Below are 11,787 nucleotides of genomic sequence, written 5' to 3'. Positions count from 1 at the left end.
ATATGTAGTCGAAGCCAAGGGAGCCGAACCGCTGACTTCCCGCATGTGAGGCGGCTCCCCCACCGGGCGCACTTACAGTAGACGTGAACCTAAATGGTCAGTATTTTCAAGAGTTGATAAGCGGGGTCAACCAAGCATTCCAGACAGGACAGCCGGCTTCTGCCGTACGTCCTGAGTCACTAATCGAGAGCGGTGAAACGCAGCCTGCCCAGAAAAGCGGATAGTCCTTATTCATCAGAAAAGGTGTCCGGAACCGAATGAAGCGGAGTCGTCGGGCCGCGGGAGTAGGTGGCTGAGTTGAACATGCAGCTGGCGGACCGGCTGTTCGTGCCTGATGAGCGATGGGGGTTCGAGTTCCGCGAGCCGGAACCGATCCGGGCAAACCCTTACCTTGACCAAGAGCCGGTGTGGCAAGAGCCTCCGTTGCCCGAGGAGCTGGTCGACCTGTTGCAGGCGCAACAGGAGGCGGAGGCGAAGCGGAAGGACCGGATCCGCTACATGATCACCATGCTCGCGTGCGCGACCCTTCCGCCGCTGATGTTCATCCTGCTCCCTGTCGCCGCATGGTTCGGCTTCCAGTGGTTCATTCGGCCGAACCTGAACAAGCAGCGGATCGACCAGCTGCAGCACGAATACCGGAAAGTGCGTGATGCAGCGTTCGCGCAGTACCAGGTTGCCGTACAGAACTGGAAACAGGCCGTTGCGGCGTATGACGAGGCCGAGCGGCGGCGATGGGAGACCGCCGTTTCTTGGTATCCCATCCGGCTCGTTTCGGCACCCTCCAGGGTCGACGTGTTCGGCGGAACCCCTGAAGGCTGGGCGAGCCTGCTGGCCACGGCAGGCGGTTCCTTGCTCGGCGCCCGTCAGGACTTGGTCCTGCTCGATTTCACCGAGCACGACGTCGGCGGAGGATTGGCGGCTCTCACCGCGGTACGGGGAATCCCCGTCAACCGGATCGCGCTACCGAACGAACTGCACCGCATTGACCTGCTCGCCACCGCGAGCACGGACGAGTGCGCCGAACTGCTCGCCGAGGCGGTGCACGGCCTGCGGCAGTCCACGAACCACGCGGACGCCCGGGCACTCCATGCCGACCTGCTCAACGCGGTGCTCCAGCGACTGTCCGGTCCCCTTTCCTTCACCCGCATCGCCGCCGGCCTGGCCGTACTGCAGGGGGCCTACGAGCCTTCCGGCGGCGGTCCGCTGCACAGCGCGGAGGTCGAACGGCTGTCGGCCTATGCCGGCACCCTCGGCCAATCGGAATTCACCCTGAAAGAACTTCGCTTCTTGAGCAACACCCTGCATCTCCTCGCGGTGGACGGCGGGGCGCGGCGGATGGCGTCAGACGGCACGGAGCCGGGCACCGGGTACGACTCGCCGTGGAACCTGCGCGGACTGACCATAGTGGCCACCTTCGACAACAACCGACGCCGCAAGGAGTTCACCGATCACGTGCTGGCACAGGAGCTCGTGCGCGCGCTGTCCAACCGCGAGCCCCAGGGAGTCGTCGTGGTCGCCGGCGCCGACCATCTCGGCCTCCAGACCTTGGAGGCGATCACCAAGTACGCCCGCAGGGCCGATGTCCGGTTAGTGCTGCTGATCGAGCATCTCCGGGGTGAGCTGCAGCAGCTCATGGGCGGGACGGACAGCGCCACGTTCCTGATGTGCCTGCGCAACCACCAAGAAGCCACGACGGCCGCGGACTACATCGGGCGTGGGTTCAGGTTCACGCTCAGCCAGATCACCGAGCAGGTCGGTCGCACGCTCGTCACCGGTGGCGCGGAGTCGTGGGGCGTACAGCATCAAGAAGGGGAGAGCTGGGGCAGCAGCTGGTCGACCAGCAGAGGACCCGACGGCACGACGAAGAGCGGCGGCGGTCACCATTCGACCAGCGAATCATGGTCACGGAGCTGGCAGGAAACCCGCAAGTGGGCGACCGCAGACTCGGAGACCGTCGGGCGGACCATGTCACGGGTCTACGAATACATGGTGGAACCCACGACATTGCAGTCCCTGCCCACCACGGCGTTCATCCTGGTCGAGACAGGCCCGGCAGGTCGCCGGATCATCGCCGGCGACTGCAATCCGGGGATCGCTTTGCTGGACAACGTCTCGGACCGGCCGTGGCCGTCCTGACCTGAGGCGCGCATGCCGTCGCTCGGGTGCTCGTCCGGCGCCAGGCGGTGCCCGACTAGGAAAAGCCGGATGATCAGCCGTCACGATCTGCCGCGCACGAGATGCCGGCAGGTCGCGTCGCCGCATGATCGCACGCATCCATGCGGAAGACCGCTCTCCCGGTCACGAGCACCGGATAATGATCGAGTGAGTGTCGGCGGCGAGGCCGGCGGCCGGTTCCGGGATCCGCGGATCCACGTCTGGCAGCTGACCCACACCGTCCTGGTGCGTTGCCCCGCCTGCGGTGGGTGCGCGCTCGTGCTACGGGATCTCGATGCCGCCGATCGCGTACCGGAGCTCAGCAGCGCCTTGAGCGGCCGCCGGCGGCTCCGCTGCCGGGCATGCGGGTTCGGCAAGGACGAGTTCTTCTCCGAGTTCCTGTTCGGTGGCCCGGTCGACCCCTTCTTCCGGCTTCCGCTCTGGCTGCAAGCCGGCTGCCGCGGCCATGTCCTGTGGGCCTACAACGTCCAGCACCTGGATCTGCTGGAGTCCTGGGTCGCGGCACGGCTGAGGGAGCGGCGTGCCGTACCGGGTTCGCTGAGCATGCTGGCCCGGCTGCCCGCATGGGTGACGTCGGCCAAGAACCGTGATGACGTCTTACGGGCCATCCACAGGATGCGTGCCTCACTTCCCCGCTCGTGACGGCCGGGCCACGTTCGCCCGCGTACCACCGAGGAGGCGACGATCCCCTCCCTCTGAAGGGCCGACGATTCCCCTCGCGGGAAATCCTCGCCGGCACGGCCGTTTGTCCGCTTTCCGCCACGGCCACCGATCAGGGCGACCGTACGAGACGCCGGGTGTTCCGGCCCCACCGTGTCCACCGGCGCGCGTACGCCCCTGCCCGGGCGGCCTGCTCCTATTTCTGCTGAAAACGGGCAATGCTGGAATCAAGCGGCTGCGCACGAGCGGAACGGCCTCTGACCTGTGGAAAAGCCGGTGATGTCGAATCCTGACTCCGGTAAGTAAAGAAGGAAAGACACCTACCGGCCAGCGTCCTCCGTCCCGAAATGAGGTCTTAGTCCTTCCTAAATGGAGCGGTGGGTGTACCGTTGTCGCGTCGATCGTGCGAGGAAGCCCGGAGGTCTGCTGCAACCCCATGATCGTCTTGGACTTCCAGCGGAAAGGCGTTCCACCGCGGAGCGGAGTGGGGCCGGTCGCGGTGGCGGACGATGCATGCCCCTGCCGGCCGACTCAATGGGCAACCGGCGCGACGAATCCTGACCGTCCGGAACGCCGAGCCACATCCTCGACCGTTCCAAAGTCATCCCGTGGATTCCACAGAACTCCTTTGTGAATGGAGCTTCCCCCATGATCTCCACAGGCTTAGCCCGGCTCGCCGCCGCCGGCGTGACCGCGCTCACCGCCTTGGCATCGGGGCTCCTGGCCACTCCCGCAGCGGCGGGTACCGCCCCGGTGGCGAGTACGGCCCTGGCGGCGGGTACCGCCCCGGTGGCAGGTACCGCTCTGGCGGCGGGTACCGCTCCGGCCAAACCGGCGGTGTCGGTGAAGACGCCCACGGTGTCACCGCAACGGTATGTCGGCCGCTGTCCGGCCACGCTCACCTTCTCGGCGAAGGTGCGGCTGAAGGTTCGCGGTAAGACCACCGTCGCCTACCGCTGGGTGCTCAGCAACGGTGCCAAGAGCGCGGTCAAGACCACGACCGTCAAGGGCAACGGCATCAAGACCGTCACCTTTGTGAAGAAGGTGACCTTCAAGAAGAGCGCCATGGGCTGGATGGCGCTCCAGCTGTTGTCGCCGCGCAAGGTGACCACCGGGAAGACGTACTTCGCGGTGTCCTGCCAGCTCCCTGTGCGGCTCAAGCCGGGCAAGCCGGGACATGGGAAGAAGCCGGACTTCGTCAAGGCGTACGTCCACGTGCCCGACTACACCGGTGTGTGCCCGCCGTCCCGCGGCGTCACGGCCTAGGGCCTGATCAAGACCTTCCGCCCGACCGTGGTGAAGTACCGGTGGGTGCACAACGGCAGGGTCGTCGGCAAGGGCACGGTCAAGGTCATCCGCGACAAGAGGATCTCCTACACCTTCAAGCCGAACGAGAGTCACAAGGGCTGGGTGGCCTTGGAGATCGTCTCCCCGCGCTATGGCCGCTCGGCGCACAACGCCTATCAGGTGACGTGCGAGGAGCCGGAGCCGCCCGCGCCTCCGGTCGAGACGGCGGCATCGGCGACGGCGCCGGAGGACTACACGGGTGCCTGCCCGATCACCCGCGTCTTCACCGGCACCGTGAGCGTCAACCGGATCGAGCCCGGCGGCACCACCGTGCAGTACCGCTGGATGGGCCCGGACTTTCAGGGACCGACCGAGACGCTGACCTTCGCCGAGGGCGACCCGCTGACCAAGAACGTCTCCCACAGCGTGGAGGTGACCGCCAGCGGCCCGGTGCAGCGGTGGATCGAGATCAGCTCGCCGAACCCGGCCGTGTCCGCCACGGCGCAGACGCAGGTGGAGTGCCAGCCGTTGCAGATCACGATCCTCAACATCCAGAGGTCGATCGATCTGTCCGCCTGCGGCACTCCCGGATACGGGCCCGCGATCACCTTCAGCTCTCCCGTCCAGGTGAACGGTCCGGTCCGCGTCGAGTACCGATGGGATTTCAACGAGGGCGAGCTCACCGTGCCCGGGTCGTTCGAGACCACCGGGCCGAGCACGGTCACCGTCTCGCACCGCTTGGAGAGCTCCCCCTTGACGGCGCGTGACCTGATGCGGGTGAGGCTGATGATCACCTCTCACAATGTCAGTGGCAGGGTCCTGGATTTCACGCCCCCGCCCTGCCCGGCCTCGTGACCTGACCCAGAGGAAGGCGCGGTGCCCGCGGGCACCGCGCTTTTCGCTTTCAACGGCCGACCGTCGAGCCGCACGCTCGCATGTCCGCCGGTCCGATCCGTACCCCGTCGGCATGCGGGATGGCCGGCCGCGATCGGAGAAGAGCTCGTCACCCGTTTGCGGAAGCGGTGGCGGCCATACCGACATCCGCTGAAAGCGGAGAGGCCGCTCCCGGCGGGGAAGCGGCCTCTGACTGCGGTGGAGCCTAGGGGAGTCGAACCCCTGACCTCCTGCTTGCAAAGCAGGCGCTCTGCCAGCTGAGCTAAGGCCCCTGGGTGAGCGCTGCCACGCAACACGTAGATCGCCAGCCCTCGGGCCTCCACGGTAGCAACAGCCCGTGCCCCGGCGCCAATCGATACTCCGATGGCCGGCGAATCCGGATGCCGGCGGATCAGCGCGCCGAGGTCACCGTCTCCGGGGTGTCGGGCTCGCTGTCGAGCACCAGCGCGGGGAAGTCGGCGAAGGAGTCCAGAATGTGGGTCGCCCCGCCGCTGATGAGACGCTCCCGGCTGTGGACGCCGGTGAGCACGCCGACGACGAGCGAGGCGCCGGCCCGGCGGCCGCAGAGCATGTCGCTCTCCGAGTCGCCGACCACGGCGACCTGCCGTACGTCGTCGATACCGAGCCGGAGAACGGCGGTGAGGACCATGTCGGGGTAGGGGCGTCCGCGTCCGGCGTCCTCCGGGCAGAGCGCGAGGTCGAGCATGTCGGCCCAGCTCAGGTTGCTGAGCACCCGGCTCAGCGTGTTCCGGCTGAAACCGCTGATCAGGGCGATCTTGATCCCGTTGTCGCGGAGCTTCTCGAGCGCCTCGACCGTCCCAGGGAGGGAGACCAGCCCGGTTCGCTCGAGCGCGCTCTCGAAGGACCGCTCGAACGCGAGGTTCGCCGCCTGCGCCTGGGCCTCGTTCCCGGGGAAGATCCCCCGGAACACCTCGATCTTGGGACAGCCCCGGGACCTGTGCACATGCACCATGGCCCGTGCATACGCACTGGTCCCGGGAACGATGCCCTGCGTGGCGATCGCCTCGGCGAACGCCCGCTCCACCATGTCGATGTCACCGATCGTGGTGCCTGCCAGGTCGAGGCAGGCGAGTGTCACGGGTGCCATCCCCGTACCCTTACCACGATCCAGCACCATCCCTGATGGTCAGTTCTCGCTGCCGGTGGCCTCGGTCCACAGGTCGAGCTCGGCACGGTCGGCCTGCACCTTGCGCCAGATCAGCAGCCCACCGAGGGCGACCAACGCCAGAACGAGCAGCTTCTTCACGGTCTGACCCCACTTCTCGACGGTCTCACTCTCGTGAGACAGCGCCCAGTCTCACGTCTCAGCAGCCTAGCAAGGCTTCCCCGTCCGGCTCCGGTGGCCGGCATATCGGACGAGCCGAATCGCCGATTGCCGACATCCTCCATCGGCGCGATCTCCGGCTCATCCGGCAGCATGCCGAGGACAGAATGCCCAGGTCCCGCCCATGTTAACCCTGGGAATCCGATGTGCTGAAGTGACGCTTGATGAGATTTCGGACACGCGTCTTCCCGCTGGTTATGGCCCGGCGGAACCCCGCTCACCGGCCGTGATCCGGGTGGCGGCCCGCCCTGCCGTACGGCCGGATTACACCGGTGCCGCCGGACTAGCTAAAACGGGCTAATCACCGCAACACCCTACAGAACAGCATCTTCGCCGCTTCACAGGCACCCGAAGTGCCCCATCCGTCAATTTAGTCAAAATTTCACTAACGACCACGCATAGCTGCACGTGCATCTGAAGTTGCACAGAGGTACCAGCGGTAGCAATATTTACTTGCACCCTCTCATCCCCTGCTTCCGGCGACGCACCGTCCTTAGGGCTCCCCCATGACCGCTGATCGGACAGCCCATGTCTCAAATCCTGAATTAACCCCCGATGGGCACAAACGCTGGCTGACCACCCTCAAACAGGTTTTTTCCGGCAAAACGCCCTGGCCGTGGACCTCGCACGGCCAACGGGGCGACGTGCGCGTCGCCGTTTGCGAGCTCGGCACCGACATCCTCGCCCCGCGGACGGCCCGGCGATTCGTCGTCGACGTGCTGCGCCGCTGGGACATGCCGGACGTCCGGGACGATGTCGAGCTCGTGGTCTGCGAGCTCGTGGCCAACGCGATCAACCATGGGCTGCGCAATACCGCCCACCTGACCCCGATCCGCCTGCTGATGTTCGGGGTGTCCCGCTCCCTGCTCTGCATGGTCCTCGACCCGAGCAGCGAACCGCCCCGTCCCCGGTCGCTCGACCGCACCGCCGAGACCGGCCGGGGCCTGCAGGTGGTCGCCGGGATCAGCGAACGCTGGGGGTGGAGCCCGCTCCCCACGGGCAAGGCGGTCTGGGCGAGTTTCACCGCTCCTCCGCCTCCCGAGTCCGCGGTGCCGCCCGCGGTCGTACGCACCCAACCGGTCTCCGCCCCCGCCTACGGCGCCCCCGCGAGGCCGGCCTCCATGCCGCCGGGTGGCGTCCGCCGGACGGTGTCCCCCGCCCGGCCCGGCTTCACCTGCGCCACCTGACCCGGCCTCCGTCGCAGCGGCCGGCCACCCGCCGGACCCGTCGCCGCGGCCGCCGGTCGCCCACCGCCGGCCCCCTCGCCGCCGTGCCGTGCCGTACGCCGCGGAACACCGCCACCGTCCCCGAGCCATCGGCGGCACCCGGCGCGTGACCGCTGCTCGCACGTGACCGCTTTCTTATAAGGAATCCCTGCGAGCGCGCAGCCCGCCGGAGCGTCCGGCTCACCCCGGCCCCCGGCCGGAGCGGCGACCGCCAGGCCGGGCGGGCCGACCGACGCACCGCGAGGCCGGCCCACCGCCGGCCACGACGGCGCGGAGCCCGCGGGCCCCGCGCGCCACCACCCGGTTCACCCGTTACAGACGAGCCGGGCGGACCAGGGGGTTCACGGCGAGCCGGTATACCCGTATGTCTCGCCGTCGAAGTAGGGAAGATGCCGGTATCGATCGGCAGGTTGTGGTTGCGGTCGGCCGCCCCGATGGTCACCCCCGTTCCGGTAATCGAGCCGGGGTGCTGTTCTTGTAGCTGCGCAGCATGTCGAGCCGATCGCGCTCAGCCCGGTGGACGACGACCTACTCCGGATCTCACCCCTCCTCACCCGAGAGACTCTGGTTTGCACCCAACAGATGTGTGTTGTTAGTTCACGAGTGCTGCTGCTACGCTAAGTCCACTAGATCACGACAAGCGAAGTTGGGGAGAAGGCCGGACATCCGCATCTGGGCCTACCGCTGCACCAACGCGGACATGGGCGTCGGTTGTCCAGGTCGGCCGTAGGGGTGTGCCCATGGCTGATCAAGAACCCACGCCGTTGCGTGAGGACGATCCGCGCGTCATCGGCCCCTACAGGCTCGTGCACCGTCTCGGCGTCGGCGGCATGGGTACCGTTTTCGCGGCGGTGGACGACCAGGGGCGCCGGGTCGCGGTCAAGCGGGTCCACCCTGAGCTGGCGCGTGATCGTGAGTTTCGGGAACGGTTCCGGCGGGAGATCGCTCTGCTCGGGCGTGTGCAGGGCGAGTTCGTGGCCCGCATGCTCGCCGCGGACCCCGATGCCGCCGAGCCGTGGCTGGCCACCGAGTACGTCCCGGGACCGACGCTCACCCAGCGGATCGCCAAACAGGGCCCGCTCGGCGAGCAGGAAGTGATCGGCTTCGCGGCGGCGCTCGCCGAGGCCATCGGCTCGCTGCACGACGTCAATGTGGTGCATCGGGACCTGAAGCCGTCCAACCTCATCCTCTCGCCCATCGGGCCGCGGCTGATCGACTTGGGCATAGCCAGGGCGCTGGACCAGACGAGCCTCACCCGCACCGGGATGGTGGTCGGTTCTCCCGGCTGGATCAGCCCGGAGGAGTATCGGGGGGACGAGGTGGGACCGGCCGCCGACGTGTACGGCTGGGCGTTGCTCGTGCTGTACGCCGCCACCGGGCGGCCGCCCTTCGGCACCGGACGCCCGGAGGTCCTCGCGACACGGGTGCTCACCGAGGTCCCCGAGGTCAGCGGCGTTCCCGCCCCTCTGGATGAGCTGGTCCGCAGCGCATTGGCCAAGGAACCGGAGCGCCGTCCGGATCTCGCCGCCATCCGGGAGGGGTGCCGGCGCGCATGGCGGGCCGTGGAAGCGGAGGCCGAGGATGTCACCCGTTTCTTGGAACGCACGTGGGTCATGCCCGCGACGGACGAACCGGAATGGCGAGTCCCCGCACCCGCACGCCGCCGGCTCGTGGTGCCGGCACTGGCCGCAATGCTGGGCATGGCCGTGCTCGGCGCGGGCGCCTTGGCCGTCACCGGGCTGCCGGGTGGGCCGGTCGCGACAGAGGCCGGGCCTCGGGCGCAGCCTCAGGTGCGCGGGACCGCTCTGTCCGCCCCACCGGCGGTATCCACCTCGCCCGTGTCGACGCCGTCATCGACCGTCACGGCGTCCGCTAGCGGGACCACCCCGGCGAGCGATGCCACGCGGTACGCGGTGCGAGCCCGGAGCGCCGACGGGTGGCTCTTCCTGCACCCACCCGGCTGGACGGTCACGAAAGAGGCTGGCGCGAGCGGTGGCGAGACCTGCGTTCGCCCACCGGATTCGCCGGACTGCGCAGCGCGTGGGGTGATCATCGCCTACGGAGTCGGGGTGGGGCGGGAAATCAACCTCGATATCCCGGAGCATACCTTCCCCTTGGGATTTTCATTAGGTGGAACCTACTGTGCTGATATGCACGGAATCTCCGTTGACCAGCGCGAATTGCGCTTTAACAACGTTGGCCACGCATACGAATTCCGAAAGTACCAGGTTATATGTAAGAATGATCGAACATTCACGGCATATTCCGCCTATATTCGCGCACTGGACAGCCTGATCATCGGGCACCGTGTCGCCGAATCGGATATGAACCTCATCGTTGGATCATTCGGCAGAAAATACGAATACCAGGGACGATTAACAAATCCGGTAGCGCCAAGTAATCGAAGTTACGTAAGCCATGGGCGTCGGTCCTTACTCCGCAGTGCAAGACGCGGATGACCTGCCGCGTCGCGTCGGTCCGTTCCGCATCACGCACCGCCTCGGCGCGGGCGGCATGGGCGTCGTGTACGCAGGTATCGATGCCCGTGGCCGCCGTGCGGCCGTCAAGCTGGTGCACCCCGAGCTGGCGCACGACAGTGAGTTCCGCGCCCGCTTCGCCCGTGAGGTCGTGGTCCTGCGACGCGTTGCGGGCACCTGCACGGTGCGCTTGCTCGACGCGGACGTCGATGCGAAGCGGCCATGGCTCGCGACGGAGTACGTCCCCGGGCCGACGCTGGAACAGCACGTCACAGCGGCGGGGCCGCTCACCGGCGATCAGTTGCTGGCGCTCGCGGCGGGCCTTGCCGAGGCGATAAAGGCGACGCATGCCGCCGGAGTCGTGCATCGCGATCTGAAGCCGTCCAACGTCATCCTCTCCCCGAGCGGCCCGCGTCTCGTCGATATGGGCATCGCTCGCCTGGTGGACGAGACCAGCCTTACCCGTACTGGAGTGCTCGTCGGATCACCCGGCTGGATCAGCCCGGAAGAGTATCGCGGTGCCGAGGTAGGGCCGCCTGCCGATGTCTACGGGTGGGGCCTGCTCGTGCTGTACGCGGCCACGGGCCGGACGGCCTTTGGCAGAGGGCGGCCGGAGGTCATCGCCATGCGCGTGTTGACCGACGCTCCCGACCTCGAAGGAGTGCCGGAGCCTCTAAAGGATCTCGTGGCGAAGGCGCTGGCGAAGGATCCCGGCGAGCGGCCCGACGCGGCCCACCTCCTCGAGTCCGTGAGCCGGATCTGGCGCCCGGACGCAGAGGCATCCGGGAGTGCGGAGGAGGAGGTCACCCGCCTTCTCGACCAGACCTGGGTGATGCCCGCGCCGGAGGAGACGGATTGGATCGTTCCCGGTCGGCGGCGGCCATGGCGGAGCCTGGGCCTGGCGGTCGCCGTGACGGTGGCATGCGCGGCGTTGATCGGTGCGGTCACCGTATTCGGAGCCGGTCGAGATACCGATCAGCAGGCGGCCGCGCGCAGGCAACCCCCGGCATCACCCGTCGCCGGTGCCGTGCAGAGCCCAGCAGCCGCGGGTCAGCCGACCGCGATCCCTGCGGAGGCCTCGATAACCGCGCCGGCTTCTCCGGTCACCGCGTCCCCGACGCCCTCTGCGCGTGCCGGCCGAAGGGTGACGATGGTGCAAGGCTATTCGTTCGTCCTGCCGGACGACTGGATGTACTTCCCTAACAACACGCATGACATCAACGCCTTCTGCCTGCGTCCTAAAGACAAGGAGGACGACGAGTACTGGTTCTGCCATCAATACGGCATGGCGATCTGGCCCTGGCAGGACGATGCCGGAGAATTCCGGCTGGAAGACATCAGCGACCCAGACGAGATCACCGGTACTCGGAACCCTTATGGCCCGTGCGGGGAGTCCGACCCGCTCGCACGGCCCGGGCGAATGCTCAAGTCCGGCCTGTACCGTATCGGGGACCGCAAAGCCTACTATCGGAAGGCCAAGAGCTATTGCAAGAGCGGCACGACGGTCGAGACCGAGATCCTGGTGCTTCCGGTGACCCGGCTCACCATTTTGATCGATGAGTTGCCGGCCGAGCGCAGAGCCCAGGTCGACGACATTCTCAGATCGTTCAGGTTCCCCAAGTGACCTCGACCGCGTCGGGCTCTGATGTGGGGGCGATGCCGTTCAGCGGCGAGCGGCTCTGGCGGACGCGGGAAGCCGATCACCCCGTCCGCCGGAGCCCCG

At 67.4% G+C, this 11,787-nt stretch carries 9 protein-coding genes and 1 tRNA gene; 7 read left to right on the top strand and 3 right to left on the bottom strand.

Annotated elements, in window-relative coordinates:
* Positions 1 to 288 precede the first annotated feature (288 nt).
* From TBIS_RS00165 to TBIS_RS00150, 4 genes are all read left to right on the top strand, one after another.
* Complete coding sequence (locus TBIS_RS00165; protein WP_050760369.1) at positions 289 to 2,136, top strand: hypothetical protein; 1,848 nt, start codon at positions 289 to 291, stop codon at positions 2,134 to 2,136.
* A 186-nt stretch (positions 2,137 to 2,322) separates the two neighbouring features.
* Entirely contained in the window at positions 2,323 to 2,817 is a 495-nt protein-coding gene (locus tag TBIS_RS00160) for a hypothetical protein (protein ID WP_013130300.1), read from the top strand.
* Positions 2,818 to 3,750: 933 nt separating this feature from the next.
* Positions 3,751 to 4,101 (top strand): hypothetical protein, encoded by a 351-nt coding sequence (locus TBIS_RS00155; RefSeq protein ID WP_148231409.1) that lies wholly within the window; start codon positions 3,751 to 3,753, stop codon positions 4,099 to 4,101.
* 27 nt (positions 4,102 to 4,128) lie between these two features.
* Positions 4,129 to 4,977: a hypothetical protein gene (locus tag TBIS_RS00150; RefSeq protein WP_013130298.1), complete on the top strand. Its 849-nt coding sequence runs from the start codon at positions 4,129 to 4,131 to the stop codon at positions 4,975 to 4,977.
* Positions 4,978 to 5,215: 238 nt separating this feature from the next.
* Here TBIS_RS00150 and TBIS_RS00145 read toward each other — a convergent pair.
* The 3 genes from TBIS_RS00145 to TBIS_RS19625 form a co-directional block, all read right to left on the bottom strand.
* A tRNA-Ala gene (locus TBIS_RS00145) sits at positions 5,216 to 5,288 on the bottom strand.
* Between the two features lie 119 nt (positions 5,289 to 5,407).
* Positions 5,408 to 6,124 (bottom strand): HAD-IA family hydrolase, encoded by a 717-nt coding sequence (locus TBIS_RS00140; protein ID WP_013130297.1) that lies wholly within the window; start codon positions 6,122 to 6,124, stop codon positions 5,408 to 5,410.
* Positions 6,125 to 6,163: 39 nt separating this feature from the next.
* Positions 6,164 to 6,283, bottom strand: coding sequence for a DLW-39 family protein (locus TBIS_RS19625; RefSeq protein WP_013130296.1), 120 nt, complete (start codon positions 6,281 to 6,283; stop codon positions 6,164 to 6,166).
* A gap of 722 nt (positions 6,284 to 7,005) precedes the next feature.
* Between TBIS_RS19625 and TBIS_RS17950 the strand changes: the two genes are divergently transcribed.
* The 3 genes from TBIS_RS17950 (at position 7,006) to TBIS_RS17940 (ending at position 11,688) form a co-directional block, all read left to right on the top strand.
* On the top strand, positions 7,006 to 7,548 hold the full coding sequence (locus TBIS_RS17950) for an ATP-binding protein (RefSeq protein WP_050760368.1): 543 nt from the start codon (positions 7,006 to 7,008) through the stop codon (positions 7,546 to 7,548).
* Between the two features lie 779 nt (positions 7,549 to 8,327).
* Entirely contained in the window at positions 8,328 to 10,046 is a 1,719-nt protein-coding gene (locus TBIS_RS17945; protein WP_013130294.1) for a serine/threonine protein kinase, read from the top strand.
* Positions 10,006 to 11,688 carry a serine/threonine protein kinase gene (locus TBIS_RS17940; RefSeq protein WP_013130293.1) on the top strand — a complete coding sequence of 561 codons (1,683 nt, stop codon included), beginning with the start codon at positions 10,006 to 10,008 and terminating at the stop codon, positions 11,686 to 11,688. The genes TBIS_RS17945 and TBIS_RS17940 overlap by 41 nt, the downstream gene beginning before the upstream one ends.
* Positions 11,689 to 11,787: the final 99 nt, after the last annotated feature.

Source organism: Thermobispora bispora DSM 43833, from assembly GCF_000092645.1.
In the GTDB taxonomy this organism is placed as follows: domain Bacteria; phylum Actinomycetota; class Actinomycetes; order Streptosporangiales; family Streptosporangiaceae; genus Thermobispora; species Thermobispora bispora.
Note: the sequence above shows the minus strand (reverse complement) of the source record. Positions and strands in the feature narration are given on the sequence as shown.

Coding starts and splice junctions, on each gene's coding strand:
- TBIS_RS17945 (WP_013130294.1), top strand. CDS start 8,328: ATGGCTGATCAAGAACCCACGCCGTTGCGTGAGGACGATCCGCGCGTC.
- TBIS_RS00140 (WP_013130297.1), bottom strand. CDS start 6,124: ATGGCACCCGTGACACTCGCCTGCCTCGACCTGGCAGGCACCACGATC.
- TBIS_RS17940 (WP_013130293.1), top strand. CDS start 10,006: ATGGGCGTCGGTCCTTACTCCGCAGTGCAAGACGCGGATGACCTGCCG.